24 protein-coding genes and 1 other RNA gene are annotated in these 26,413 nt (G+C 45.9%); 15 read left to right on the top strand and 10 right to left on the bottom strand.

Annotated elements, in window-relative coordinates; all coding sequences use genetic code 11:
• The first annotated feature begins 31 nt into the window (after nucleotides 1-31).
• The 7 genes from tgt to L0B52_RS03550 all read left to right on the top strand — a co-directional run bounded on the left by tgt (nucleotide 32) and on the right by L0B52_RS03550 (nucleotide 8,196).
• Nucleotides 32-1,132, top strand: coding sequence for a tRNA guanosine(34) transglycosylase Tgt (gene tgt, locus L0B52_RS03585; protein WP_235065174.1), 1,101 nt, complete (start codon nucleotides 32-34; stop codon nucleotides 1,130-1,132).
• A 186-nt stretch (nucleotides 1,133-1,318) separates the two neighbouring features.
• Nucleotides 1,319-4,714 (top strand): PilC/PilY family type IV pilus protein, encoded by a 3,396-nt coding sequence (locus L0B52_RS03580; RefSeq protein ID WP_235065173.1) that lies wholly within the window; start codon nucleotides 1,319-1,321, stop codon nucleotides 4,712-4,714.
• Nucleotides 4,715-4,748: 34 nt separating this feature from the next.
• The gene (gene pilV, locus L0B52_RS03575; protein WP_235065172.1) at nucleotides 4,749-5,306 is read left to right on the top strand and encodes a type IV pilus modification protein PilV; all 558 of its coding nucleotides are present in this window, start codon (nucleotides 4,749-4,751) and stop codon (nucleotides 5,304-5,306) included.
• A gap of 5 nt (nucleotides 5,307-5,311) precedes the next feature.
• Nucleotides 5,312-6,433, top strand: coding sequence for a prepilin-type N-terminal cleavage/methylation domain-containing protein (locus tag L0B52_RS03570; protein WP_235065171.1), 1,122 nt, complete (start codon nucleotides 5,312-5,314; stop codon nucleotides 6,431-6,433).
• A 10-nt stretch (nucleotides 6,434-6,443) separates the two neighbouring features.
• Nucleotides 6,444-7,160: a pilus assembly protein gene (locus tag L0B52_RS03565; RefSeq protein ID WP_235065170.1), complete on the top strand. Its 717-nt coding sequence runs from the start codon at nucleotides 6,444-6,446 to the stop codon at nucleotides 7,158-7,160.
• Nucleotides 7,161-7,170: 10 nt separating this feature from the next.
• Nucleotides 7,171-7,686, top strand: a complete 516-nt coding sequence (locus tag L0B52_RS03560) for a GspH/FimT family pseudopilin (RefSeq protein WP_235065169.1) — start codon at nucleotides 7,171-7,173, stop codon at nucleotides 7,684-7,686.
• A 42-nt stretch (nucleotides 7,687-7,728) separates the two neighbouring features.
• Entirely contained in the window at nucleotides 7,729-8,196 is a 468-nt protein-coding gene (locus L0B52_RS03550; RefSeq protein WP_311195342.1) for a type IV pilin protein, read from the top strand.
• A 29-nt stretch (nucleotides 8,197-8,225) separates the two neighbouring features.
• On the opposite strand, the gene cmoB is transcribed toward L0B52_RS03550, so the two are convergent.
• The 4 genes from cmoB to L0B52_RS03530 are packed head-to-tail and all read right to left on the bottom strand — an operon-like array spanning nucleotide 8,226 to nucleotide 11,644.
• Entirely contained in the window at nucleotides 8,226-9,185 is a 960-nt protein-coding gene (gene cmoB / locus L0B52_RS03545; protein WP_235065168.1) for a tRNA 5-methoxyuridine(34)/uridine 5-oxyacetic acid(34) synthase CmoB, read from the bottom strand.
• On the bottom strand, nucleotides 9,182-9,895 hold the full coding sequence (gene cmoA / locus L0B52_RS03540; RefSeq protein ID WP_235065167.1) for a carboxy-S-adenosyl-L-methionine synthase CmoA: 714 nt from the start codon (nucleotides 9,893-9,895) through the stop codon (nucleotides 9,182-9,184). The genes cmoB and cmoA overlap by 4 nt, the downstream gene beginning before the upstream one ends.
• Nucleotides 9,895-10,866 (bottom strand): lipoyl synthase, encoded by a 972-nt coding sequence (gene lipA / locus L0B52_RS03535; protein ID WP_235065166.1) that lies wholly within the window; start codon nucleotides 10,864-10,866, stop codon nucleotides 9,895-9,897. Before lipA ends, cmoA begins: the two co-directional genes overlap by 1 nt.
• Complete coding sequence (locus tag L0B52_RS03530) at nucleotides 10,859-11,644, bottom strand: pseudouridine synthase (protein WP_235065165.1); 786 nt, start codon at nucleotides 11,642-11,644, stop codon at nucleotides 10,859-10,861. The genes lipA and L0B52_RS03530 overlap by 8 nt, the downstream gene beginning before the upstream one ends.
• Before the next feature lie 408 nt (nucleotides 11,645-12,052).
• On the opposite strand from L0B52_RS03530, the gene L0B52_RS03525 reads away from it, so the two are divergent.
• From L0B52_RS03525 to L0B52_RS03490, 8 genes are all read left to right on the top strand, one after another.
• Nucleotides 12,053-12,391, top strand: coding sequence for a P-II family nitrogen regulator (locus tag L0B52_RS03525; protein WP_235065164.1), 339 nt, complete (start codon nucleotides 12,053-12,055; stop codon nucleotides 12,389-12,391).
• Nucleotides 12,392-12,401: 10 nt separating this feature from the next.
• A complete protein-coding gene (gene amt, locus L0B52_RS03520) occupies nucleotides 12,402-13,658 on the top strand; it encodes an ammonium transporter (protein ID WP_235065163.1) in 1,257 nt (418 codons plus the stop codon).
• A 67-nt stretch (nucleotides 13,659-13,725) separates the two neighbouring features.
• Nucleotides 13,726-14,077, top strand: a transfer-messenger RNA (tmRNA) gene (gene ssrA / locus L0B52_RS03515).
• A 437-nt stretch (nucleotides 14,078-14,514) separates the two neighbouring features.
• Nucleotides 14,515-15,204, top strand: a complete 690-nt coding sequence (aqpZ, locus tag L0B52_RS03510) for an aquaporin Z (RefSeq protein ID WP_235065162.1) — start codon at nucleotides 14,515-14,517, stop codon at nucleotides 15,202-15,204.
• 525 nt (nucleotides 15,205-15,729) lie between these two features.
• On the top strand, nucleotides 15,730-19,332 hold the full coding sequence (locus tag L0B52_RS03505; RefSeq protein WP_235065161.1) for a TonB-dependent receptor: 3,603 nt from the start codon (nucleotides 15,730-15,732) through the stop codon (nucleotides 19,330-19,332).
• Between the two features lie 454 nt (nucleotides 19,333-19,786).
• Nucleotides 19,787-20,236, top strand: a complete 450-nt coding sequence (locus tag L0B52_RS03500; protein WP_235065160.1) for a hypothetical protein — start codon at nucleotides 19,787-19,789, stop codon at nucleotides 20,234-20,236.
• 135 nt (nucleotides 20,237-20,371) lie between these two features.
• On the top strand, nucleotides 20,372-22,267 hold the full coding sequence (locus L0B52_RS03495) for a histidine kinase (protein WP_235065159.1): 1,896 nt from the start codon (nucleotides 20,372-20,374) through the stop codon (nucleotides 22,265-22,267).
• Nucleotides 22,264-22,929 (top strand): response regulator transcription factor, encoded by a 666-nt coding sequence (locus tag L0B52_RS03490; RefSeq protein ID WP_235065158.1) that lies wholly within the window; start codon nucleotides 22,264-22,266, stop codon nucleotides 22,927-22,929. The genes L0B52_RS03495 and L0B52_RS03490 overlap by 4 nt, the downstream gene beginning before the upstream one ends.
• A 173-nt stretch (nucleotides 22,930-23,102) precedes the next feature.
• Here L0B52_RS03490 and L0B52_RS03485 read toward each other — a convergent pair whose 3' ends face one another.
• From L0B52_RS03485 to L0B52_RS03460, 6 genes are all read right to left on the bottom strand, one after another.
• Nucleotides 23,103-23,519: an SMI1/KNR4 family protein gene (locus L0B52_RS03485; RefSeq protein WP_235065157.1), complete on the bottom strand. Its 417-nt coding sequence runs from the start codon at nucleotides 23,517-23,519 to the stop codon at nucleotides 23,103-23,105.
• Between the two features lie 140 nt (nucleotides 23,520-23,659).
• On the bottom strand, nucleotides 23,660-24,091 hold the full coding sequence (locus L0B52_RS03480) for a DUF4303 domain-containing protein (RefSeq protein WP_235065156.1): 432 nt from the start codon (nucleotides 24,089-24,091) through the stop codon (nucleotides 23,660-23,662).
• Nucleotides 24,088-24,579 carry a DUF4274 domain-containing protein gene (locus L0B52_RS03475; RefSeq protein WP_235065155.1) on the bottom strand — a complete coding sequence of 164 codons (492 nt, stop codon included), beginning with the start codon at nucleotides 24,577-24,579 and terminating at the stop codon, nucleotides 24,088-24,090. Before L0B52_RS03475 ends, L0B52_RS03480 begins: the two co-directional genes overlap by 4 nt.
• A 31-nt stretch (nucleotides 24,580-24,610) precedes the next feature.
• Nucleotides 24,611-25,036, bottom strand: a complete 426-nt coding sequence (locus L0B52_RS03470; protein ID WP_235065154.1) for a tetratricopeptide repeat protein — start codon at nucleotides 25,034-25,036, stop codon at nucleotides 24,611-24,613.
• A gap of 41 nt (nucleotides 25,037-25,077) precedes the next feature.
• Nucleotides 25,078-25,659 carry a CbrC family protein gene (locus L0B52_RS03465; RefSeq protein ID WP_235065153.1) on the bottom strand — a complete coding sequence of 194 codons (582 nt, stop codon included), beginning with the start codon at nucleotides 25,657-25,659 and terminating at the stop codon, nucleotides 25,078-25,080.
• A 16-nt stretch (nucleotides 25,660-25,675) separates the two neighbouring features.
• The gene (locus L0B52_RS03460) at nucleotides 25,676-26,350 is read right to left on the bottom strand and encodes a DUF4272 domain-containing protein (RefSeq protein WP_235065152.1); all 675 of its coding nucleotides are present in this window, start codon (nucleotides 26,348-26,350) and stop codon (nucleotides 25,676-25,678) included.
• Between the last annotated feature and the right edge of the window lie 63 nt (nucleotides 26,351-26,413).

Here is a 26,413-nt window from a genome sequence, read left to right as displayed (position 1 = left end):
AGCAGTTTTTATCAACCATCCACCATCTTTTATGCACTATACATTACTTAAAAAAAGCGGCGAAGCACGTCGTGGCACGATCACATTTAATAACGGCATGACCGTGCAGACGCCCATTTTTATGCCGGTCGGCACCCTTGGTACGGTCAAAGGCTTGTCTCCAGAAGAGCTTAATACGTTGGGCGCTGAAATCATCCTCGGCAATACCTTTCATTTAATGCTGCGTCCGGGTGAGGATATTGTTAAAGCACATGGTGGACTGCATCAATTTATGCACTGGGATAAGCCTATTCTGACCGATTCTGGCGGCTTTCAAGTGTTTAGTTTGGCGAAAATTCGCAAAATCAGCGAAGAAGGCGTGCGCTTTCGTTCACCGATTGACGGTAGCGATGTATTCCTCACGCCAGAGCGCTCGATGCAGGTGCAGCGTGATCTCAACAGCAATATTGTCATGCAATTTGATGAGTGCACGCCGTATCCGGCAACCCATGAGCAAGCTGCTGATTCCATGCGTCTGTCGTTGCGCTGGGCGAAGCGTTGTGTGGCAGCGCATGGTGATAGTCCAAACAGTTTGTTTGGGATTGTGCAAGGAGGCGTATATGAAGATCTGCGCCGTGAATCAGCACAAGCACTCGCTGATCTTGATTTGCCGGGTTATGCGGTGGGTGGGCTCGCAGTCGGTGAACCCGCAGAAGAGCGCAATGATACTTTAGCATACACTTTACCCCTGATGCCGGCAGATAAACCACGCTATTTAATGGGGGTTGGACGCCCTGAAGATATTGTTGAGGCGGTGTTGCGCGGGGTGGATATGTTTGATTGTGTGATGCCTTCGCGCAATGCACGCAACGGTTATTTATTTACCCAATACGGCACGCTGAAAATTCGCAATGCGCGTTATAAGCAGGACACAACACCGATTGAAGAGGGGTGTGATTGCTATACTTGTCAACATTATTCGCGCGCTTATTTACATCATTTGGATAAATGTAATGAAATGCTCGGTTCGCGCCTCAATACCATCCATAATCTACGCTATTATCTGCGCTTGATTCATGGGCTACGTGAGGCGATTGAGCACGATACGCTTGATATGTTCGTACGTGAATTTTACGCGCTTCGTGCTGCGTAATGGCTCGATACTGCTATAATGATAAAGAATCAATGTATTGATTGATAAATACTGTAGTTATGATGCTAACTTTTGTTCATTTTTTTTAGGCAGTTGTTTATCTTGTTATCCATGCTAATTTTTAAAGCGGCATATTATTTGCTTTACGAAAAGATGGTAGTCTATCGATAGCACCCGAGGTGTTTTATGAGTGGTCAAAATAATTATTATGTGTTCAAACACAGCGCATTAGCGTTATCTATCGCGCTTGCCTGTTCGCTAAGTACCATAGCGAGCGCTGCCGATGAGCCAAAGAACGCAGGTGTAGAGTTGCCACGTTCACCGTTTGCCTCGGTACCACTGCATTTACAAGAAACCACGACCACAGTTACCGGTAACCGCCCTAAGCCGAATGTCATGCTAGTGCTCGATGATTCGGGGAGTATGGGCTATGGTGTGCCTGGATCATGGAAAGATCGTATTACTGTATTGAAAGATACGCTAACTAAATTGATTGATGGTGGGGTTGATAGTAGCGGTAATCCTGTAGAAGGCTTTGGCGATAAAATTAATTGGGCGGTGTTTCCTATTAATATTGATTATAGATATTGGGGATCTAAATATTGGTCTTGGGATAGTAGTTTCGGAAATGCAGCCAAGGCACTAAATAATATTGATCGAATAACCGCTGATGGTGGAACGCCAGGTACAACAGGCTATGTTCGAGGTTTGATCAAAACGATGGATGCTTTGCAGTACCGTTGTCAAAAAAGTTACGTAATTGTGGTTTCTGATGGTGACTCTAATGCGAGCGAGAGTTCTAGCAGGGGGTATAAACCTATAGCTAATTATCTAACAGGCTATAAAAGTTATTTTGATGATTTACCAGCCAGTCACCCTTTTCCGAAAAAATATGTTTTTCCTTGGTTTAATGTTTCAGGAAAAGACTTTCCAGATACAAATGAACGATCCGCCTATGTGAATAGTATTGGTGCCAGATCTGGAGCAGGGTTAAGTTATTATAGCTATACGGCTGCCCGTTTAGATATTAGGTCAAGCGGCACGGATGTTGAAGGAAAAGGTTGGAATGAACCTTATGGTGATCCTGATGATCCAGGATATGAAGACAGTAAAAAACAAACCGTACAAACCTTTACGATTGGGTTTGGTGATGGTGTGAGTGCTTATGGGACGCGTTATCTCAAGCATGGTGCGCAGCCTAACCCCGTTTTGCCCGATGATGTTCCTACTAGTACTTATCCAAATGGCTATTTTGTTGCTAATAGCGAAGATGGGTTGTATAACAGTTTGCGCTCGGCGTTATCACAAGTAGAAACATCCTCAGCCTATGTGGGTGGAGATAGTGTGTCGATTTCCACACCGACAACCAGCGGTTCAACAGTGACTGACCTGGCAGCGTATCTAACCCTGGATTCAACCATTTGGGGATCGCAATTACTGTTTAACAAAGTCAATCCTGACGGTACGATTGATAACAGTAGCCAGAGTTCACCAATTTTTCCAAATTCTCGCTGGGTGATGATTAATAATGGCAGCACAACAAAATGGTTGCGTGATTATCAGGATTCGGGTGCTGAAAGCTTCTTTGGCTTAAAAAGCCAAGCGGAATTTAAGCAAGGACTTATGCCTTGGTTACTGCGTGATCCGAACAAAACTGATGCACAAATTGAAAACGCCATTGCGAGCGTGTTACCTAATCCTGAAAACCGATCGGTGCAAAAATACCGTAAACGTACTGATAGCGCGGCTGATGTTGCGCGGATGATGGGCGATGTTCTGGGCGCGCCAATCCTCACCATGATGAAGCCTAACGATGGTGGGCGTGAGCGCTATGTGGTCACCGCCGCTAACGATGGCATGGTCTATTTTTTCAAAGCTAATGGTAATGAGACCAGCCCTTATACTTTATTGGGTAATTATATCCCGGGGGCAATGCAACGTGAGGCTGCTGATGGTGGTGATACGGTTGCAAAAAGCCTCAAAGCAATTGCTGAGACTGGCTATGGGCGTTCTGTGGATCAACCACACCTATACTTAAACAATGGTGGGATGGTATACCGCACTACGCCATTGGTTAAAAATAGCGCCGGAACAGTTGTCGAAAATCAACAAACCTTGGTTGTTGGTGCGATGGGACAAGGTGGCCGCGGCGTGTACGCGCTGAATATTGGTGGGCATAATCGCGTTGATGGTTCTTCAACAGGGCTTGATTCAAGCACAGATTCTGAATTATTAGCCAATGTGCCACTTTGGGAAACGCAAAAAGGGTCGACCAACAAGCTTGGCTATACGGTTGGTACACCGCAAATTGGCCAGGTTGCGACACAATGGTTTGCAGGCGGTCAACCTAACGTTGAGACTGGCGTGCGACTTTATGCCTTCTTTGGTAATGGCTATAACATCAATCCAGCTAACGTCATCAGCCCTTCACCTGCGCTTGAATCATTGCCTACATTATATGTCTACGATGTGTTAGGTCAGGAAATGGGGACTTCTGGTGCAGCATCTGATGGTCATGCCAAAGGGACAGAGGTGACAAAAATCTCAGCCACTGGTGGGATTGGTGGATTAGCCTCGCCAACTTTGGTAGATGTCGATTTTGATGGGGTAGTGGATGTCGCTTATGCTGGGGACTATGGCGGTAATATGTATCGCTTTGACCTGCGTGGTGCGCCATCGACATGGAGCGCGTCGAAAATCTATCAAGGCGCCGGTGGTCAACCGATTACCGCAGCACCTGCAGTGTTCCGTCAAGATAAAGATAATTATATCGTGATCTTTGGTACCGGTAGTGATATCTACCAGGCTGATTTGCATAATAAACACCAACAGGCGCTGATGGGCGTGTTTGATGATCTCAGCACGGCACCATCTAATGCAGTTACTCAAGATAAACTCCTTGAACAAAACTTGACCGAGACCACAGTTAACGGCAAAAAGTTACGTTTCATCTCAAAAAATGAGGTAGCTGATGATCATAAGGGTTGGATCGTGAAGCTACCTGAAGGGACGGGTGAGCGGATTGTTGTTAAACCTGAAGTGCTCACTACCACTGCATTCTTTACCACGCGCAGCTATAGCGTTGAACAAGAGGGCGATGATAGTGCAAATAATGAAATCAGTTGTGATGCGACAAGTGTTTCAACCACAAAAAGTAGTGGTCAAAGTTGGCTGATGGGGGTTGATGTGCGCACAGGTGGCGCGTTAACCATGGGTAAAAGTGCTTATTTCACCAACCAAACACGCGGTGAAGGCGATGAGCAAGAAGCTGCAGCCGGCTTCCAGTTAGAAGGGATGTCCACAGCCGTTGTCCTCTTTGGTAGAAGCTCAGAGAAAGCGCTTGCGACCACTCCTAATGGAGATGCTGGTGGCAGCGGTGAAGGAGCGATCTTAAGTAGTACTGCCGTTGATGCACCAGATAATACCTGTATGCCAAGCGCTGAATACTGGGCATTGGTTGGCGATCAGGCAGGTTTGGGATCGCAGAATATTTCTGTTAAGAAATGTGAACATGATGAGGGTGTTACGGGTATGAGATCTAGAGGCTTGTATCGCCTAAATCTGCGTGATATCACTTTTTAAATATAGTCCTGACGACTGCTGATAGGTTAACGCTATGAATCATCACAACGTATCTCTTAAAGCTGGCTCGACTTCGCATACACGGCGCGAGTGGGGGATGACGATACTTGAAGTGTTGGTTGCGTTGCTAGTGGTCGGTTTGGGGATGACGATGGCGATTTCGATGCTGCAAAGCAGTGTACGTTATAACCAGACTGCGGAATACCGCTCGATTGCTTTGGGAGAAATAGAGCAAATAACCGATCGCATGCGCACAAATCGCATGGCTGCGAATAACGATGACTATCTTTATCCAGCAAGTGCGAGCGAGCGGAGTAACCCTGATCCGGAAAATACGGCTTGGACGCCACCATCAGCAGCGAGCGCTTGTTCTGCATCTTGTACCATCGAGCAGTTAGCCAAAGCTGCTGCTGAACGAGATCTGCATGATTGGGGGGCTGATGTGGCAGCGAGCTTACCTGAAGGTGCGGGCTATATTGATAAAGTTGGTGATCAATACCGCGTCTCTGTCTTTTGGCGACATATCGCAGAAAGTGATAAAGGTTCAGCAGGTGAGGCTTTTCGCAGCGTAAGTATGTTGGTGACGCTATAGGCATCATGATGAATAACGTGAAACAACAAGGCTTTACCCTAATCGAATTAATGGTTGCGCTATCGTTAGGGCTGGTTATTTTGCTCGCGCTGACTTCTGTGTATGTTACCGCCAATAATGTGGCGAAACAGCAAAGCGTGACCGCACAACTCGATGAGACCGCAAGACAAGTGTTTCGTCGTCTGTCGAATGATTTTCGTCAAGCTGGGTTTGTCGATATTATGGATGCGCCTACCAAAGATGGTAGCGCAGGTAATGGTAGTGGTGGTGTGAATAGTCCAATCGGTACGCGTTATGCCGCAGGGCTTTTAAGTAACGCTAACCAAAGAATTGATAAAATCTATGGTAAATCCGATGATTTTACTGCTCCTTTGTTAGTGGATCCTAATCAATATTCAGCAATTGGCTATATCAGTAATAGCCGTATGATGCCGGTGCAAGGCTGTGATACAGCTTTTCCTACGTCTGTTGCATTTCCTGCAGGCTGTTCAGGTGCTGATGCGAGCAGTACCAGTCAAGGGATTCGTATTGCCTACCAGGCGGTGAGTGTGAGTGGTAAATCGGGTTTGAGTTTACGAAGTGCTACACAAGAGGTTTTGGATAATACGGGCATTGCCAGTGATAAAGGTGCGTTGGATTGTACCGGATCGGCGATTCCTGATACAGCAAATGGTTTTGTGGTTAATCAGTATGAGCTTAACGATGGCAATTTTCGTTGTGCAGGTAACGGTGGAAATACAGAACCGGTTGTCCAGGGCGTTGAGGAACTAACGTTTCGTTATTTGCTAACCGCCGCCATCCCGGTCGATAAAGGGGTGTCTAGTAGCGAGAGTGGACGCTATGTCGCCGATATTCGTCCAGCAGGTGAAATAACTAAAGCTAATGTGCCGCTGTTGTGGTCAGCAGTAGTCGGCGTTGAGGTGTGCTTGATCGTTGCGGCTGATCCACCGGATGGGACGCAAATGGCGTCACTACGTCAGGCACAAAATAATCAACGCCCAACCTGTGCGCGCAAAAATGATGACACTTTTGAAGATAATGTGGCGATGGCTGCAGGCGATAATCGCTTGTATCGCCGCGCGGTTCGGGTGTTTAGTATTCCTAACTCACTCAATGTGACACGTTGAGGAGGCGATAATGTTAATGGTATCTGCTCATTCTTCAAACCATTCAAAGCAACGCGGTGTTGTGTTAATTAGTGCGCTTATTTTCTTGCTGTTAATCTTGCTATTGCTGCGTTTTACGCTCACAGGTAGTGAGCTACAAGAGCGCAAAGCCGGTATCGATCAAGAGCTCAGTATGGCAGTCGAAGGCGCCGAAGTCGCATTGCGCAGCGCAGAAGGCTTTATTTTATCTCAGCAAACCCCAGGATTTACACCACCACCTTGCCCAACAGGTGCGTCACAGGCTGCGTGTGAAGCCGATCAAGCTGATGCGGTGGCGGCCGATAATTTGGCCTATTGGCAAAGCACAGCGGCGATAGATCTTGGGTTTGTGGTCGAAGGTGATCCAGGGCCATGTCTATCACCAGATCCATCCTCGCCGGCCTGGACATGTGCTAACTGGGGTAATCAGTTCCGTGCCGGCGGCAATACTTTTACTGCTAATAAATTGGCAGACAGCGTGTATGTAACCGAGCTTAAGCAAACCCTAGCAGAAGGTGCGGCTGTGATCTCACCACGCTATATTATTGAGCGTTTTGCGCCAGATGAATTAGACCTAAACGTTGCTGATCCACGAACAAAAAAGAGCGTGGTCTTGCGCGTGACGGCAGTTGGCTTTGGCGTGGATGATGGTAGTGGGGATAATGTGACCAATCACATGGCTCAAGCAACCTATATCCTTACCCCTTAAGGTGAAGTGTATGAATAAATCCCATAAACATAAAGGTTTTACCTTGGTCGAGTTGATGGTGACTATTGCCATTGTGGGTATTTTACTTGCCTTAGCTGCGCCAAATTTTAGTGAAATGGTGGCGCGCTCTAAACTAAAAAGTGCGCTGAATGAATGGCAAAGCTCTTTTTATTTTGCGCAAGCTGAAGCGATGCGCTTAAAAGAAAAAATTCATTTTTGTGCTAGTAGTGACGGGGAGAGTTGCAGCAATAGCGGTAACTATAACCAAGGTTGGATTGTTTTATATCAAAGTGGCAAACCTGATCGCGTTTTACGCGATGTACCACCACCCGATATGTCGAATAATATTGATATAACATTTAATGGTACGACCCATACTTCGACAAGAGCGCATATTATATTCGCACCCACCGGCCGCATTGATGGTGGATTTGGTGGCGCTACTGTGAGCTTCGCTTATAATGATGGAAAAACAACCGCTATTAAACTGGTGGTGAGTAATGAAGGGCGCTTGCATATAGAGTAGATCTAATGAGAATGAGTGGTAGTTAGTGAAAAAAGGTGATCAGTGATTAAACAAAGATACACAACAAATAAAGGCTTTACCTTGGTCGAGCTGATGATTGTCGTGGCAATCATCGGCATCATCGCAGCGATTGCTTACCCGAGCTACCAAGAATATGTCTTACGTAGTCATCGGGTTGATGCGCGTAATGTATTGCAGGAAGCGGCGCAAAAGCTGCAGCAAACTTATACTGTGACGCGTCGTTATAATAAAACCGCAGCCGATGAAGATATTGATAATGCGATGCTCACCACATGGGGGCTTGATCGCTCACCAGCTAGTGGCACAAAACGCTATGACATCAGTTTTTCAGCCGGACCAGATGCGTCAACTTATACCCTACAAGCTGTGCCAACCGGTGTTCAGGCTAAAGATGATTGCGGTACATTTACCCTCAATCAATCAAATGCGAAAACAGCTAACGGCAAGGGTGTTCGTGACCCCCAGTCGATCGAGTGCTGGAGTCGCTAACTAAACTGGCTCGAGCTTACTTATAAACGCTATTTGCTGGCGACAACGATCACCCGTTTGGGTGGTGGATGACCTTCTACGGTAGCGCGATAATCTGCGCGCATAAACTGATCGAGCGAGTGGCGATCCATCCAAGGGGTGCGGCGTTGCTCTTCTGCTGTGGTCGGAACGGCCTCGCTGCAATACTCAATGCGTAGCTTGAGGCGCTCCAGCCAATGACACAACGCCTCTGCGCTCGGTAAAAACCACACATTCTTCATCCCCGCATAGCGATCATCAGGCATAAACACCGTATTCTGGTCGCCATCAACAACCAACGTTTCCACCACCATCTGCCCACCGCTACGTAAGGTCTCACGTAGTTGCCATAGGTGCTGTAACGGGTCACGACGGTGATAAAGCACGCCCATCGATAGAGTAAGGTCGAACTCATTGAGCAGAGCATCATCTAGCGTCAGCGGTAAGTACGCCATGCGTGTGGCCTGATAGAGCTTTTGTAGGGCAAGAAATTGTGCAAAATAATGCCAGGAAGGATCAACGCCAACGCAAAGCGAAGTACCTTCACCCAGCATGCGTAGCATAAAATAGCCATTGCCACAGCCGACATCAAGAATATGCTTGTCGGTAAAATCCAGTCCAGCCTCTTGCAAGCGTGCAAATTTCCAATCGCTGCGCCACTCGCTATCTAAATCAATCCCACACGGCGCGAAAGGTCCTTTACGCCACGGCATCAGTGTGTGTAATGCTGCATTTAAGTCTGCTTGCTCACGATTGCTTAGCGCTTTATCGAGGCGAGGCGCTGCGCTGCGTAGGTCGATGTGCCCACCGGCACCATCTGGCATGGCGGTTACTGCTTCAAGCCATGCATCAAACTGACTATGGCGTTGCTGCCAAAGCTGGTCAAGTTTGTATTGAAGTGGTCCGTCAAAGCGCTGCAAGGCAGTTTTATACGCGAGGAGGTTTTGCCATTGTGCTTGGGCAAGATTCATTTAACTGCCACCCAAGCGATAAACTGCAGCGCCTGCATATAACGCGCCACATGAGAAAAACCTGCACGCTGTAGGCGCGCTTCAACTTCATCAGCGGCGTCAGTTTGCATGATGTGTTCTAGCGATTCACGTTTTTGCGCGATCGCGAGATCTGAATACCCCTGTGCGCGTTTAAATGATTCATGCCAACAGCGCATCGTATCGGCTTCTGGTCGAGTCTTTTCGCTGATCAATAAAGCGCCACCTGGACGCAGAGCACTATAAATCCGCGCTAGCACCGCATCACGCGCATCAGGCGCGACAAATTGCAGCGTCAAATTAAGAATGACCAGTTCACAAGGTTCAAGTGCTACCTTGGTCACATCACCTTCGCTGACAGTAATATGGTTTAACTCATTGCCCTCAACATAAGCGCGAAAGCGTGAGGCCATCGAAGGCGAAAGATCAATTGCGTGGATGGTTGCTTTGTCTGGCAAATGTTGGCTTAGCGCAATACTCGCGCCACCTAGAGAACAGCCCAAGTCGTAGGCTAATCCCTTTTCTGGCACAAAGCTGGCCCCGACAATACCGAGCAGTTGCAAAAGGGTGGCATAGCCTGGTACAGAACGATGAATCATATCAGGGAATACCGCGCTAACTCGCTCATCAAAGCGAAAATCAACGACGTCTTGCGCCTGATCATAAAGTTCATCGCGCTGAAAACGATTCATTACAGTACGGCCTTCGCTGACATGTCTGCATGATACGATGAGCGCACCATCGGACCAGAGGCCACATGGCTAAAGCCCATCACCATTCCTTCACGCTGAAACATCTCAAACTCTTCAGGCGTATAATAGCGCTTGACCGGTAAATGATGCACACTTGGCTGTAAATATTGGCCAATCGTCAGCATATTGACGTCATAGCGGCGTAAATCGCGCATCACTTCAAGGATCTCTTCGGGTTCTTCGCCGAGACCCACCATCAGCCCAGATTTTGAAAGCACTTTTGTACCACAGGCCTGCTTATAATCACGCAACAATTCTAGCGATTGTTGATAATTTGCCCCAGGTCGTGCCTCTGCATAAAGGCGCGGAATTGTTTCCATATTGTGGTTAAACACATCGGGTGGGGTATCGACTAAAATCTCAATCGCCTTATCAACCCGGCCACGAAAATCTGGGGTGAGGATCTCTACGGTCATTTTAGGCGCTGCGGCGCGAATTTCGCGAATACACGCGGCGAAATGCGCGGCACCCCCATCGAGTAAATCATCGCGATCAACCGAGGTGATTACCACATGATGTAATCCCATCGCGGCCACGGTTTCGGCAAGATGCTTGGGCTCATTGTTGTCTAAGGGATTAGGGCGCCCGTGTCCGACATCACAAAAAGGGCAGCGTCGCGTACAAATATCGCCCATAATCATAAATGAGGCTGTGCCGTGACGAAAGCATTCGCCCAAATTTGGACAAGACGCCTCTTCGCATACGCTATGGAGCTTTTGCTCACGCATAATGCCTTTTAAGCGCGTCACTTCTGGGCCACCAGGGAATTTCGCGCGAATCCAGTTAGGCTTGCGTAAACGCTCTTGCCCAACATGCTCAACATTCACCGCAATTTGGCGAATTTTATCGGCGCCTTTTTTCTTTATCCCCATTGATTTGGGTTTATTAGGCGTCTCTCTTACCTCACTCATCCTCACCTCGTGATGTTTTTTTAGGTTTTAATTCATTGAGCAGGGCGTTGAGCTCGCCAGCGCTTAAGTTGCGGTAACGGCCTGCTGCTAATTCTTTAGGGAGCTCAACTGTGCCAAAGCGTGTACGTTTTAAACGGCTTACTTGGCAGCCGACGGCTTCCCATAATCGGCGCACTTCGCGGTTGCGGCCTTCGCGTAAGGTGACCGAATAATAGCGGTTATATTGGGTATCATCATCGTGTGGTGCCATCAGTGGTGAGACATCATCAAAGCGGGCAAAGCCATCATCAAGCATCATCCCCTGACGCAGGGCAGTAAGCGTTTCTTCGTTGACTTCCCCAGCCACGCGTACCCAATACTCGCGCTCAATTTCAGCGCTTGGATGCATGAGTTTGTGCGCTAATTGTCCATCGTTGGTAAATAACAACAACCCAGCGGTGTTTAAATCCAAACGTCCAACGCTTACCCAGCGGCCTTGGCGGAGTTTTGGCAGCGATCGAAACACGCTACGTCGGCCTTCAGGATCTTTACGTGTACAGATTTCACCGGCCGGTTTGTGATACATCAGCACTTGGCGTGGTGCGTCTTTTTCTGGTGATACGCGTAGCGGTCGCCCATCGAGAGACAGGCGCTCATGGCCATTAATTTTTTGCCCCAATTCAGCCGGTTTGCCATTAATCCGCAGGCGACCTTCGCTGATCCAGCGCTCAATCTCGCGACGCGAACCTAATCCGCGTGCTGCTAACCATTTTTGAATGCGTTCGTATTCGTTTTTCATCTTGCGCTCCGACAGTCGCTATGCGTCTGTATTGATGTTTTGACAGTGTGTATTTTTATGACGGCTAGGGCAGGTACTGCGCTTGCCATACTGTGAGACCAGCTCGTTTTTCTAAAGCGGCATTATATAGCGCCTCCTTGGCTAACGCTATCATTCAACGAGCCGATAATTTGTCATTACAGATCAAAGTTTGCCTAAACGAGTTCAAACAATTGTTCGTTTTTGTCGATCCAATATGGAAAATATGCACTAATTTGGTGCGTAAAAATAGTGCGCATCCACTCACAAAAAATAATTCCTTTACAAAACAACGACTAAAATTAATTTTAACTTGGCACGTTGTGTGAATAAAAAGTCATGAAACGTAGGAATCTGCGATTCAGTTTTTAGTTAACGCAAGGAGTCTGTATGAAACTCATCACTGCCATAATCAAACCGTTCAAGCTTGATGATGTGCGAGATGCACTCAGCGAGCTCGGCATTGCCGGGATGACGGTGAGCGAAGTTAAGGGGTTTGGTCGCCAAAAAGGGCACACCGAGCTGTATCGTGGCGCGGAATATGTGGTCGATTTTCTACCAAAAATTAAATTAGAAATCGCGCTGGCCGCAGACCAGGCAGAAGCTGCTATCGCGGCTATTCAAAGTGCGGCTTGTAACCAAAAGGTCGGCGATGGCAAGATTTTTGTGCAACCGCTTGAGCAAGTCGTGCGTATCCGCACCGGCGAACTCGACCAAGACGCACTATAAGGAGGCGAAGATGAGCGATATTATTAATTTAAGTTACGCGTTAGATACCTTTTATATTCTAATGAGTGGTGCGTTGGTGCTGTGGATGGCTGCAGGCTTTGCTATGCTGGAAAGCGGCCTGGTGCGCAGTAAAAATACGGTTGAGATCCTTACCAAAAACGTTGGCTTGTTCTGTATAGCTTGCTTAATGTATTACCTGAGCGGTTATGCGATGATGTATCCAGGAGAGGCGGTTGCGGCTAATAATGCCTATTGGCCGGGCTTTAATTTCTTTGTGGGCGACGATAACGTGGCTAAAGAAATTGTTAGCGGCGCGAACGAGTCAACTTACTCTGGTATGGCAGATTTCTTCTTCCAGATCGTGTTTGTTGCTACAGCGATGTCGGTCGTTTCAGGAGCAGTCGCAGAGCGCATGAAGCTGTGGGCATTCTTTGTGTTTGCGATTGTTATGTGTGGCTTCTTGTATCCAATCCAAGGTTATTGGAAGTGGGGCGGTGGCTTCTTGGATCAAGCTGGGTTCGTTGATTTTGCTGGTTCTGGTGTGGTGCATTTGACTGGTGCGACCGCCGCGTTCGCTGGTGTCTTAGTGCTTGGTCCTCGTATGGGTAAATACGGCAAAGATGGACGTATTAATGCGATCCCTGGCGCTAACTTACCGCTGGCCGCGCTTGGTGCGATGATCCTATGGTTGGGCTGGTTAGGCTTTAACGGCGGCTCTGAGCTGGCGATTGCTAATATCGATGAAGCCAATATTGTTGCGTTGATTTTTGTCAACACCACGCTTGCAGCAGCAGCTGGTGGTTTGGCAGCGATCCTTAGTGCACAAGTTATCCTGAGAAAGCCTGATTTGACCATGTTGCTCAACGGTATTCTCGGTGGTTTGGTCGCAATTACCGCTGCACCAGAAACCCCAACACCAGGCCTTGCGCTGATTATTGGTGCCGTTGGTGGTGTGTTGGTTGTGTTGGCTGTGCTCTCGATTGACCGTTTGAAAATTGATGATCCGGTTGGTGCGATCTCTGTGCACGGTATCTGTGGTATCTGGGGCTTGTTGGCCGTACCGCTTAGCCAGGAAAGCGCGTCATTTAGCACCCAGCTGCTTGGTGTTGGCTCAATCTTCGCCTTCATCTTTATCACCAGCCTGGTTGTCTGGTTTATCATCAAAGCAGTGATCGGTATTCGCGTTGATCCTCAAGTCGAATACGACGGTGTTGATCGTCATGAATGTGGCATCTATGCCTACCCTGAGTTCATCGTGAACAACTAATCGTAAATCTTAAGGAAATTAGCCCGGCATTGCCGGGCTTCTTTATGTTAAAATAACCAGTTCACTTGGGGGCGTTTCTGGATTCGACGGGGATTACAAAGCTCTAGGTGCATGCCGAGAATGAAAGACTCTCGTAAACTCCTTTCAAACTTATAGTTGCAAACGACGACAACTACGCTTTAGCGGCTTAAATACCGCTTAACGCTCACTTAAATTTGTCTGTGGATTTAAACTGAGCGACATATACACAGAACCGCTGTTACTGGTGTCTGCCGAGTAGCAGTCAGACTTTGCAGACTCGCGCACGTTTAGCCTGACCGTTGGCGAGGCGATGCGTCAGTACAAATAACGGCTCTAAGCATGTAGTACCGACAGTGGCGAATTCGCGGACGGGGGTTCAAGTCCCCCCGCCTCCACCACTCATTTTTACGATAGCATCCAATACCATCCAAAGTTCGCTGAATTTATTGAGATTTTTCTTGTTTGGGTTCCGATAGTATCGGATGCAATCCACTTACATTCGAGAACGATTGTGGGGCAGAATGTGGGGCCACCCCTAAAAACCAATCCTGTCCCACAAAATGTTATCAGATTCCATGGCATGCACAGCCAGATCACGCGTTCTTCAATGGTGACGCTTGGCAAAATACTCAGGTCTTTGCTTAGAAAAGCACCAGAACATTCAAATTGAGCGATGTAGCGCTGAAATTTTCATCGGCGATAATAATTAATTTCTTTTTGGGTTTGAATAAGCGGTAATATAGTTTCCACACTGAGTCATTCGTTCGGGTTCCTTTCCGTTGTAATCGATTCAGGTGATACTTTTGTTGGATCATTGCAATTTAAGGATAAATGTATGAACAAGTATGCTGCAGAGTATTTTGGAACTTTTTGGTTGGTTTTGGGTGGTTGTGGTAGCGCTGTTTTAGCGGCTGCTTTCCCGGATCTTGGTATAGGTTTGCTTGGTGTGGCTCTCGCATTTGGCCTTACCGTCCTTACCATGGCTTTTGCTATCGGACATATATCAGGCTGTCATCTGAATCCAGCCGTGTCTTTTGGTCTGTGGGCTGGAGGGCGTTTTCCAGCAAAAGAACTACTGCCTTATATTATTGCGCAGGTCTTGGGCGGCATAACAGCAGGTGGTGTTTTATATCTGATTGCCACTGGCAAGGCAGGATTTGATCTTTCTGCAGGTTTTGCTTCAAATGGCTATGGCGACCATTCACCGGGTGGATATAGTTTGCAAGCTGCTTTGATCACTGAAGTTGTGATGACTATGATGTTTCTTGTCGTCATTCTTGGCGCTACGGATAAACGTGCACCACAGGGTTTTGCACCTATTGCCATTGGTTTGTGCTTAACATTGATCCATTTAATTAGCATCCCGGTTACAAATACATCTGTAAACCCTGCACGTAGCACAGGTGTTGCTATTTTTGTTGGTGACTGGGCAGTTGCACAGCTTTGGCTTTTCTGGGTAGCTCCGATCGTTGGCGGTGTGCTTGGTGCCGTCGTCTATCGTTTTATCGGTAGTGAGAAAGAATAACTTCAGAAATCGTCATAACTTGCTGGTAGGGACGCAGCAAAGCTGCACGCCTTTTGCGACATTAGACTTTGCTGACATCGCTGATGTTTAGCGTTGGCGAGGCGATGAGTCAGCACAAATAACGGCGCTAAGCATGCGCTACCGTAGTGGCGAATTCGCAGACGGGGGTTCAAATTCCCCATCTCCACCAATTGTTTTTCTGATTAAGTTCAAAGACCGCTGTTCTATCAGCGGTTTTTCTTTTCTTGATGATTGTGTTTTCTATAAATCCGGTAGCACTGCAACAATACTTGTGTATATTCGGCGAATAAAATAACGCTTCTTTACTTAAACATCACACCACTCTATATGCCTCTTATCTGGGGTTAAGATCGAAAAAATACACATTTTTTCTGCAAATGGATCTCTCTATTCTGCGGATAACTAATCATAAATAACTAGGTAAATTAATCATTTTTAGCTAATGATTATCGTTATCATTGCTATTAAAATATATTAATTAATCTTACTTTATAGGGAATCACTATGAATAATAACGTCTTTAGAGGTAGCACATTGGTTATGTTGATTACCGGTTCAGGCTGTCTCATGGTTTTTCCTGCAGCAGCTCAAAATACCAACGATACAGAACAGCTAGTTAAAGAGTCGTTGTCTGAAATTGAAGTCATGGGTAGAAAACTGACCCAAGATGAAAAAGGTGCGGAGCAGGTATACAGCAAAAACGTATCCAATGTTTATGTTGGTCAAGAATACTTGGAGCGTTATCGTGTTGATTCGGCGGGTGATGTGCTCAAAGGCCTTAATGGTGTGTACAACATGAATAGCCGTACTGCAGGTAGCGCGATTACCCCCAATATTCGTGGTATTGCTGGCAAAGGGCGTATTCCAGTGACCATAGACGGCACCGAACAGACTGTGGATGTGTGGTTGAATAACTATGGTGTAGGGGATCGCAATTATGTTGACCCGGCGCTGTTTCGTAGTATCGCGGTGGAAAAAAGCCCAGCGATGACGCGTGGCGTAAAATCTGGGGTTGGCGGCTCCATGACGATCCGTACCATAGAAGCGGAAGATGTCATCCCAGAAGGCGATAAATGGGGCTTTGAAATTAAAACCTCTTTTTCCGGCAACAGTACCGAAAATCAAAATGATTTGCGCAAATATCTTGGCTGGGAAGACTATCGCACCTTACCCGGTGGCGCAACGGCCGATGGTCCGGGTGGTGGGATTGATCCTTTTTTATACACCAAAAGCCCGCATTCATTAATTTTAGATAGCGCTGAACCGCCCAAACAAAAAAACGGTTCCGATAATTTTAAATTTGGTGGTGATCAGTCTTACCTCTTATCAGCCGCCTTTAAAACGGATGTGGTCGATGGCTTGGCCGCCTACAGCTACCGCAGTAAAGGCAATTACTTTGCCGGTAAGCACGGCGCGGATGCCTATATGAATAATCCGATTTTTGGTTCGATAACATGTTCTGAAAATGGCGGCACACATGACGATTGCCGAACTTCGGCTTCTTTTGTACCCAATATGGCAAAAATGTACAGCCCGGGCGAAGAAGTATTTAACAGCAATACTGAAACCAACACCCTGCTATTGAAAAACAACTGGTATTTGCCGAATGAACAGAAAATCGGTCTGCAATATATGAATACCAATATCCTGTTTGGTGAGGTTAATCCGTTTGTTACCAGCTATATTTTAAATTATAGCGAAGGCTCGCGTTACTCCAAGATACCTCCACCACCACAAGTACCGAATATCAGCAGTAAAATTCAAACTGGCACTTATAAAATCGACTATGAATGGCAGCCGGAAAACAACAAATGGATTAACTTGCAAGCCAATGCCTGGCATGTACGTACCGACAGTGAACGCCATCAAAGTGGCGCTATGCCACTGGTTGTTAATAAACCGGATCAGCTTTATGATGCCTGGCGTTGGTGTAATGTACGCGGTAAACCGTCTCCGGAACGAGCCAGTATTGGTCAAACCTGTGCTGATATCCGTAATCAGTACAAAACCTTTTATGGTATAGATTGGGACGAAAATACTACCGAAGCCGAAATAATTAAACTATCCGATGCCAATAAGCCAGCACCGCAATATATACCAACCGATCCCGCCAGCATCAAACAAATGCTGGAAGGTATGGGTCTTCCCGCTACTCCATCGGATATTGAAAGAACCATTAAAATGGCACAGGCACACAATCAGGATCAGTACAATAAACTCAGCCCCAACCGCTATGAGGTGATTTCTGGTGCCCAGCAAAGCACAAATGTTACTCGCAGCGGCTTTGATATTAGTAACCGTTTTCTCTTGCACGATAATTTAGCCATGACGATATCGGCGGATTACCAACGTGAAAAACTAGAAGAAAGCACAAAAATCATCAATTCCAATGATCTGTTTAATATGTATGGCATTGTCACCGGTATGGCGGCGGCGGCCGGACCGCGCAGTGCTGAACGGTATGAATGGGGCACTAATATCAGTTTTGACTGGCAGCCTACCGATCGTTTAGAGATTCAAGCAGGCGTGCGTTATCAAAGCTTTCAAGGCGAAGATGTCGCACTGGCCGCAGCACGCAAAAGCCGCAACCCACGCTACGGTGGCGGCGGCAATGGCGAAACCACTTATATAGACGGCTACAATATGGGCTATAAAGAATTGCTCAGTGATGCTGAATTAAAAGATTGGAGAAAAGTAGAAGAAGCTGAAAGAGTGTTTAGTGCGTCTACTCCTGGCACACCAGAATGGACTGCTTCCGCCAAAGCATTGACCGAATCAAAGCAAGCTCACGGCAAAAAATGGGGTTATGGCACCTATTATAATTCAGATACCTATCGGATCAACATTACCACTGCCGACAGCTATGGGGATGGCGGCCGTACGAACCCTAACCCGAAGGCCTATTACCGTAGCCGTGCCATTTATGTGCCCTATCATAATAAGCGACTGGATATTTCTGAGGTGGAAAAAACCTTTACTCCCGGGTTTTTTGATGAGAAAGTCAGCAATGTCCAAGGGTTGAGTGGTTCTTATTACAAGCACCTTATACCAACTGGCAGTAATCCGAACAGTTATGAGACAAATAAATTACGCTACACCAACGGTGCTTCTGCGTCTGCGTACGCAGGGGATGCCAGAAAGCCCGGACATGGTTATATACAAGATATTGGTGGACCTGAATACCAATACATCGTTAAAGGTCTTACTGAAGAGCAAAAATGGGCGATCCCACCCAAACTCAATCACCAAGCCTGGTCGCCTATGCTGGCGGTTACCTACCACCTTAGCGATAACCAGCGCATTTTTGCCCGCTATGCACAGTTAACCCGCTTCCCTAGCGTTTATGAAATTGCCAGTTCCAGTGAAGGTGTGGCTAAGTTTGATGTACCAATCAAGCCTGGTTTTGTGCTCAAACCTGAGCGCAGCACCAATTGGGAAATAGGCTATGGCTTTACCTTTACCCCCTATTGGCCACAGCTGCGCTATGGTGATGTACGCCTGACCTATTACAGCAATACGATAAAAAATGTGATTGATACTTCTAATGACTGGGCGATTTATCAGTACGATAAAAAAACCAGCAAAGGGTTGGAGCTGCAAAGCCGCATTGACACTGGTAATTACTTTGCTTCGTTCGGCGCCACCTATCGTTTGTCACAAAAAATGTGTGACCGCCAAGTAGCTTTTTTGCACGATATGTATTTGCGTCGTGCACCACAATGTGTGGAAGGCAGCTTTGGCAAAACCCGCTCTTACCAAGCTCTGCAGCCTAAATATTCACTCAATCTGGATGTGGGTACGCGCTTGCTGGATGAGAAACTGGAGCTGGGTATGCGTGGGGTTTATCACAGCAAGGTGGACAATTCCGGCTATGACCGCTTGCTCAAAGAAGGTTTTGGTTCGATGTATGATACGACCGGCAAACCTTATAGCTGGGATTCTTCTTTGGTAATAGATGCCTATGGCCGCTATCAAATCAATAAGAACTTCGCCGTGAATTTTGGGATTACTAATCTAACCGACCGCTATTATCTTGACCCTATGTCCAGTGTCGCCGTACCCGGACCAGGACGTACCTTTAGCGTCGGGTTTAAAGGCAGGTTCTGATTTTAAGCTTGACTACGCATAAACATAAAATAACGCCAGATTGTTATAATCTGGCAAACAACCTACCTCTTTTTTTACCGGTTTTTTCATCTTGCAAAAAAACGGCGGTAGTTTTTTTTAACTTGTGATAAGGAGATTTTTATCTCTAAGCAATCTATAAGAAACTTGTTTGTAAGGATACATGGCACAGATAAGGTGGCTTTTGCGAAGAATAGTGATTCTTCTTTTCCCATGACAGAAAAAGAATGACGAAAGTCGCTACGTAAGCTTCTCAGGGCTTCCTTAAACAAACTATATTGATGGCTAAGGTAGGTGTTCGGCAATGGTGGTCTAAGGTATTTATCCCAAGCTGCGCTTTAAACGTACAATACAGTACAGTAATTCTGCATTTTATCGTTATCAACAAAGTGAGATCATACTGAATTTAAAATATTTATTTTAAAGAATTATTTTTATGGAAGCCTATTACCCTGTTTTTCTAACCATACATCTATTTGCCGCAGTAATTTTTGCTGGCGCTGTATTTTTTGAGGTGTTGATTTTAGAAGGCATCCGCAAACAATTTCCAGCGGAGTTTATGAATGCACTGGAAATTTCTATTGGATCCCGCGCGCGTAAAATTATGCCATGGGTGCTGCTGATGCTCTATGGCGGAGGGCTGGGGATGATATGGGGGCGTTATTTACCGATGCTGGAACACCCATTGCAAACAGGATTCGCCAGCTTGCTACTACTTAAAATCATTCTAGCAATAAGCGTACTGTGTCATTTTTTTACGGCCATGTTTCTGCTGATTAGCAAAAGAATGAAAAGCGCATACTTCAAAATCATCCATCTTAGTGTATTTACCCATATGATTTTAATTATTTTTCTGGCAAAGGCGATATTTTATTGGGCTTGGTAATAAGGGACAGGTTGATATTCGTGGTGCGTGGGCACACTCGTCCAAATGCTTCTGAAGGTGACAAGGTGGCTGACAGATATTCTGGATACTGCTAAAATAAATAATAACTATTTTTATTTAACGCCACACTCGTTTATGACATCGTTGCACGCTCCTTCGATTATCCCGGTAGCGGGCTTCAAAAGTTTATCGTATAAACTGTTGTCGACGATTTTTATCTGGGCGTTATGCATTTTGGTATTTGTCAGTCAAACGGTGTTGATTACTTGGCGCTTGGAAGATCGCGGTGTGGTAATCAACCAAATGGGAAACTTGAATAAACAGATTTATCGCCTGTTGTTAACCAGTAGTCGAGAGGAATCATCCAAGCAATTCACTAAACAGATTACTCTCACTCGTGAGGCTTTAGCTCGGCTTAGCGAAAATGTCGATTCGGTGACAACATATCGTGCTGATAATACTACTGTGCAACACACGTTAGTGGATATTGAACAAGGAGTAGATCATTTCATCGTTGCTGCTACAAAAGCTTATCAAGGAACAGATAATCTCTCGGAGTTAATGCAGCAGGCCGATATCCTAACTACAAATATTAATCTGCACGCGCAAGCCATCGAACGAGATAATACCGACAATATTCATCTGTTACGCATTATTCGTCTGTGTTTGATTGCACTGATTTTGTGTTCGGTGGCCGCTAGTTTTTGGATGTTGCGCCGCTGGGTAATCAATCCGCTGACCTTACTCAATCAAACCATTGATAGGCTCACACAAGGACAGCTATCGGCACGTCTGCATCTGCATTCGCATGACGAATTCGAAGAAGTAGCGAAAAAATTCAACCTGATGGCGCATCATCTACAAGATATGTACGCGCATATGGAAGATAAAATTGCGATAAAGACCCACGCCTTGCTGCGCCAAAAACAGGATTGGGAATTATTGTATCAAGTTACCTCCTATCTGCATGCCAATACTTTTGGCCAGGAAACGTTACAGATATTTCTGGAGAAGATTCTGTCACCACAAGCGGTGGATGGTGGCTATCTCTCGCTAACGGATGCGACACAGCAAAAATTAAACGCCGCGTATCAGCTTTCCGAACCGCTTTTGGCAAAGTTACACAATATCTCACTGGATGAATATTTCGCATCCCACTGTGATGATGACGATACCGCATTATTGCGGATACGTGGTGATGGGAAATCGGAGGTATCATTATGGTTATTACCGGTTCGGTATGTAAACACTATTAAAGGCTTCTTAGTGCTGTACTTAGGCGCCGATAAAACCTTATCCGAAGAAAATGTGCGGTTATTAAAACTCTTAAACGCACAATTGGCCATCACCCATGAGAACGCTTACTTAAACAGCCTGCACAAACAATACGCTGTACTGGAAGAGCGTAATTTGATTGCGCGCGGGTTGCATGACAGCATCGCTCAATCTTTGTCTTTTCTCAATATGCAGTTCCAGATTTTGTGTCGTCATCCGAACCTAAGTAAGGAGATATCCCTGCAAGAAAATATTACGCTGATTCAAAATGGTATCCATCATTGTTACGAAGATGTGCGCGAATTATTGAATAATTTCCGCACACGTATCCAATACCAAAGTGTTCATGAATCGATTGAGGCGGTGATTGTCCACTATCAGAAACAGGTCGGACTACCGACGCGCTTGTATATTCTCAGTGATGAAATTTATCTGGATGCAGCGCAACAAACCCAAGTAATCTTTATTCTGCAAGAAGCTTTATCCAATATCCGCAAACACTCTGGGGCACAAAATATCAGCGTGGTCATCGATAATGACGGTGATTTCTGCATGAATATTGAGGACGATGGATGTGGGTTTGATTACGACGAAGTACAACGCTTGTCAGAAGCGGAAGAAGCGCACATTGGCTTGTTTATCATGCGTGAACGTGCTGATCAAATCAATGCCACGCTGTATATTGATTCTTCCCCCGGATGTGGCACCAGAATCCGGCTCATTATCCCTCGCCTACTGCCAGAAGGTAATTCATGAACAAGCCACTCGTCAAAATTGTATTGATTGATGACCATGCGCTCTTCCGGCAAGGCTTGCGCTTTTTGTTGATACAAGAACCAGAATTTACTGTCATAGGAGAAGCTGCGAATGGAGTGGATGGTGTGGCACTCATCACAACCTGCCAACCCGATATTGTCCTATTGGATTTGGACATGCCGGATATCAACGGTTTGCAAACCTTAATCCGTATTAGTGAAGTTTGCCCAGAATTACCGGTACTGATTCTGACGATTTCTGAGAACGCGGCTGATTTACAGAAGTGTCTATCCCTAGGTGCGAAAGGTTATGTTCTGAAAAATGCAGATACTTCATTTCTCATCAATGCTATTCGGAGAATCATGGCGGGAGACAAAGTTTTGTCACCGGATATGGTCAGTCATTTAGTGGAAGAATTGCATCCGGCAGAGAGTGTAGACCGTCTTAACGCGTTGTCTGCTCTGACGCGAAGAGAAGTAGAAGTCCTGCATTACATCGCTCGCGGCATCAGCAATAAAGCGATCGCCGCCAAACTGTCGTTGTCGGAAAATACGATCAAAGTACATGTGCAAAATATTCTAAAAAAACTGAATTTACGCAGCCGTGTGCAAGCGGCAGTTTTCGCTAATCAATACAGCCAAGAACTACCAAATAAACTCTAAAAAATAACTCTACCTTGGTTTTCATGCTATACAGTATTTAAACTATTGGCGTGATGCAATCTATGGTGTTCAGACAGATATAATTCTTTTTGAAGTTACCACCTGATTAACTACAGTAAAAATTTGCGGTCTGGTTATTTTATGCTGAAGACTAAAAAAGAACATATTAAAAATCAGAGACGTTTTTCGCTTGGGAAGTCGAGGGCGTCTATTGTATCGGCTACTTTTCTGATTTTTCCAGTTTCGTGAGACCAGACATAGAGTTTTTCGCCTAATTGTTTACTGCTTTTTGCACTTGGTAAGAGGATCAATAAATCCCCAAAACCATTTGCGGCAATAGCGATGGCTTCATGCGGAAACCCAATCCATTTTTTGGCTTGTTCAGTTTCTATAATAATATGGTTAGCTGTTCTGCTGATATGTTTCTTGCTGGATTTATCCCAAAAAGGAAACAGCTGCCAAACTGCTTTCTTTGTACACAACTCCCCGCCGTTGCTAAGGCACATTCTTGCTTTAAAGCGCGGTGGGAACGTCAACCCTAAGGTCTGTTCGGTCTCAGCAATAACTGTGATATCGATTGGAAAGGGCATAACGGGCTATAGGTTGTTCATTCTGCACAGGCTTGTAACCACTGATCAACAACCCCACCATTGGGATTGAGTCGCTTTGCGCGTGCACTATTTGAGTCATCTGCTGGATTGATTTCAAGGTTGACCATAATCTTTTGTCTTTACGCATTAACGCCAAAAAGACCTTCTTCATCGAGCTCTATGAGCGCTTGAGTCATTTCAGAGATTCTAAATTGATATTCTTTTTCCCACGCCTCATCGCTCATGGTATAGGTCAATTCTGGCCGAGCGAGGAATAATTGTGTCACGGGTTCGAAATATTGCGCTCCAAAACAAAAAAGAGGCGAATCTGAATACGACCATCTTAAGTCGTCTTTTAATGCTTCGTAGTTATCAAGATATAAGCCGAGGCTTTGTTGTGTTTTTTCCTCTAACAACTGTTCTGTCCAAGCAGATTGTCCGGGAGATAAGGCCTCCCCAACTGTGGTTAGTACAAAATAATAGATTTGCTCATCGCCAACATATGCAAGCATCGCTTGATAAGTTTTTCGTGTAGCCGTTTTGATGGCTTCTTTTAATAATGGGTAAGTCATTCGATAAAACAGGGTTGTAAGAAAACAGGTTCAAATTCTCCTCTTCTCAGCGCGATACGTGTTTTATACGCTCTGATTTTGGCCTTGCGTTCATTCTCTGGGTGTAGGTGCTCGCCATAGAAACCCGTGTCATATTCATTAACGGCTTTTTTAAATGCCTGTGTTCTGATGCCATCAACAATCACTTTACAAAAATTAAGCTCGTACAACCTCCCTTCGTGATTACTCGCCGATGTATTCAGCCAATATTTATCAGGATTAAAATAATATAACTGCACAATAGCCTCTTCCCAAAAGAGCATCAGTGCTAAACCTAGATCACACTGTTCGTGGGTCACTACGGCGTAAGGTAATTCAAACCCATCATCCCAATTGTATTGACACAGCAGGGTAAATAAATCAGCAGGATTATCTAACGCCTTAACCAGCGCGATCCGTTTCTCGTTAGGACAGCGATTAAGGATGTTATCTATCGCTTGTTGGCTCATGCTATAGCCTCTGGAGCAGATTCTAGAAATACTAAATATCGACACGCGCTTTGAGAAAAGCGAGATATTTTGGATCTTCTTCCGCAAAAATATCATCACCTTCTAGAGCGAAAGCGCGCAGTAATTCGTCTGTCGCTCTATCGAGATTGCCAATCTCTAACTGACATTGCCCCAAGCGCATATGAATAAACGGATTACCAATCGCGTCAGGGCAGTGCATCGCCTGAGATAAGTGTTCAACGCCTGCTTGAAAATCTTTATCCAAAAAATTCGTGTCGCCAATGGCCGCTAAAATCCATGTGGCGGTATCCCAATCTGTTTTGGGTTCAGGGACTAAATCAAAGGCCTGCCAGAAATGGGCTAGGGCGTTATGATAATCGCCGTTATCTGCAAAATCGTCGCCTTTATCGCATAAGTCTTGAATCTCTGCATAGGTTTTATCGTCGATCTCGTTCATGATGGGCTCTCATTGGTTGGTAAAGAAATTTCTACGCTGAATCAACTGTGTGTTGGGCCAGGCCATAGCAATCCGCTATATTGAAAATTCCAATATTTTGCTGCGCAATGAAGGCAGCGAAAAAGCCGCATGGTAAAAAACGGCTCAATATTTTCTAAGGGATAAAAATCTTGTAACGCATAATCAGCAACCGATGGCGACATGGGTCGCCAGCAGGTGAAGGTCGCATAATCTTCATCGGCTTCGGGTGTTTCACCGATATATTCGGTCAAATCATGGCAGCAAAACGGCCAATCGTTATGGTGTAGAAACTGGATATACGGTTGATGTGCAAACTGAGGGTTTTCAATGCGGTTATGAAGGCCTTTGGGCAAGCTGGCTTTTAAATCATTGAGATAATCTTCGTCTAAGGCGAGATTGCCAGATTTAATGCAGCTTTCACAGGCATAGTTAAGCTGAGGTTCTTCTTCTGCAAGCTCAGGGTCAGCGCTTAATGAAGGATCTAAGATAGTCGCTCGGACCGCATACGCCTTGATGCCTTCTTGCTCGCAGTGCTGACACACCTCTTCTTCTTCGAGTGAAGGGAGCGCCTGATCGGCAATATAGCTAAAGTGTGTCCCCATAAGCTTATCTCAGTATTTAAGTGCTCAGGTCGGTATCTTCCCAGCTAATACCTGGAGATAAACACCAAGTCAGGCTGTGTCTGCGTTCATGGATAGCGCCACCATCGCTGATGGGGTGGTAGCCTTCAGGGAGCGTGTCGTGGCCGAGTTGTGCGCTTCTTACAGCGTTGTGTGCGCAATAATAAAGGTCTTCGAGTTTGACCACTTCTTCCAGGCTGCGCGGTTGGTTGGCAGACAGTATGTCGTCAACACTGGCCTCTAAGCCCGGTAAAAAATCATACATCAACGCGCTGGTGATGTCGTTGGGCAGTTGTCCGATGCTAACCTCAGGTTCAATAGTAAATCCTAATACCCAGGCTAAGGCCCAGACGTTTTCCAAATACCAGCCAATGTTATCAATATAGGTTTGATTGGCTTTGCTGCGCGTTAGTGAGAATATTGCTAACTCGTCATCAGTCATAAACGCAGATAAATGATTATTATCCATATAGCGCTTAATACGCTGTGAGGCAGTTTGCTCTTCGCTAAAAACTACCCAGCAAATGAGGGCATCGAGGGCATAAAGGCGAGCGGCGATTTCCTCATAAGGACGTAGCGTTTGCTGCTCAGAAAGCGGTAGCCATTGTGCGGGCTTAAACCCGAGTGACATGAGTTTGTCGACATTCTTATCTCTGATTTCTTGGGGGCGCATCGCGTCCTCTTTGGCTAAGATAACGAGCACTTATAGTGCAATACTATCGTCAAGATCACAATA

Source organism: Suttonella sp. R2A3, assembly GCF_021513215.1.
Taxonomy (GTDB): Bacteria; Pseudomonadota; Gammaproteobacteria; order Cardiobacteriales; family Cardiobacteriaceae; genus JAHUUI01.
Note: the sequence above shows the minus strand (reverse complement) of the source record. Positions and strands in the feature narration are given on the sequence as shown.

Excerpts from the sequence above, each read along its gene's own strand:
- tgt (WP_235065174.1), top strand. The coding sequence starts at position 32 with ATGCACTATACATTACTTAAAAAAAGCGGCGAAGCACGTCGTGGCACG.
- L0B52_RS03580 (WP_235065173.1), top strand. The coding sequence starts at position 1,319 with ATGAGTGGTCAAAATAATTATTATGTGTTCAAACACAGCGCATTAGCG.
- pilV (WP_235065172.1), top strand. The coding sequence starts at position 4,749 with ATGAATCATCACAACGTATCTCTTAAAGCTGGCTCGACTTCGCATACA.
- L0B52_RS03570 (WP_235065171.1), top strand. The coding sequence starts at position 5,312 with ATGATGAATAACGTGAAACAACAAGGCTTTACCCTAATCGAATTAATG.
- L0B52_RS03565 (WP_235065170.1), top strand. The coding sequence starts at position 6,444 with ATGTTAATGGTATCTGCTCATTCTTCAAACCATTCAAAGCAACGCGGT.
- L0B52_RS03560 (WP_235065169.1), top strand. The coding sequence starts at position 7,171 with ATGAATAAATCCCATAAACATAAAGGTTTTACCTTGGTCGAGTTGATG.
- cmoB (WP_235065168.1), bottom strand. The coding sequence starts at position 9,185 with ATGAATCTTGCCCAAGCACAATGGCAAAACCTCCTCGCGTATAAAACT.
- cmoA (WP_235065167.1), bottom strand. The coding sequence starts at position 9,895 with ATGAATCGTTTTCAGCGCGATGAACTTTATGATCAGGCGCAAGACGTC.
- lipA (WP_235065166.1), bottom strand. The coding sequence starts at position 10,866 with ATGAGTGAGGTAAGAGAGACGCCTAATAAACCCAAATCAATGGGGATA.
- L0B52_RS03530 (WP_235065165.1), bottom strand. The coding sequence starts at position 11,644 with ATGAAAAACGAATACGAACGCATTCAAAAATGGTTAGCAGCACGCGGA.
- L0B52_RS03525 (WP_235065164.1), top strand. The coding sequence starts at position 12,053 with ATGAAACTCATCACTGCCATAATCAAACCGTTCAAGCTTGATGATGTG.
- amt (WP_235065163.1), top strand. The coding sequence starts at position 12,402 with ATGAGCGATATTATTAATTTAAGTTACGCGTTAGATACCTTTTATATT.
- aqpZ (WP_235065162.1), top strand. The coding sequence starts at position 14,515 with ATGAACAAGTATGCTGCAGAGTATTTTGGAACTTTTTGGTTGGTTTTG.
- L0B52_RS03505 (WP_235065161.1), top strand. The coding sequence starts at position 15,730 with ATGAATAATAACGTCTTTAGAGGTAGCACATTGGTTATGTTGATTACC.
- L0B52_RS03500 (WP_235065160.1), top strand. The coding sequence starts at position 19,787 with ATGGAAGCCTATTACCCTGTTTTTCTAACCATACATCTATTTGCCGCA.
- L0B52_RS03495 (WP_235065159.1), top strand. The coding sequence starts at position 20,372 with ATGACATCGTTGCACGCTCCTTCGATTATCCCGGTAGCGGGCTTCAAA.
- L0B52_RS03490 (WP_235065158.1), top strand. The coding sequence starts at position 22,264 with ATGAACAAGCCACTCGTCAAAATTGTATTGATTGATGACCATGCGCTC.
- L0B52_RS03485 (WP_235065157.1), bottom strand. The coding sequence starts at position 23,519 with ATGCCCTTTCCAATCGATATCACAGTTATTGCTGAGACCGAACAGACC.
- L0B52_RS03480 (WP_235065156.1), bottom strand. The coding sequence starts at position 24,091 with ATGACTTACCCATTATTAAAAGAAGCCATCAAAACGGCTACACGAAAA.
- L0B52_RS03475 (WP_235065155.1), bottom strand. The coding sequence starts at position 24,579 with ATGAGCCAACAAGCGATAGATAACATCCTTAATCGCTGTCCTAACGAG.
- L0B52_RS03470 (WP_235065154.1), bottom strand. The coding sequence starts at position 25,036 with ATGAACGAGATCGACGATAAAACCTATGCAGAGATTCAAGACTTATGC.
- L0B52_RS03465 (WP_235065153.1), bottom strand. The coding sequence starts at position 25,659 with ATGGGGACACACTTTAGCTATATTGCCGATCAGGCGCTCCCTTCACTC.
- L0B52_RS03460 (WP_235065152.1), bottom strand. The coding sequence starts at position 26,350 with ATGCGCCCCCAAGAAATCAGAGATAAGAATGTCGACAAACTCATGTCA.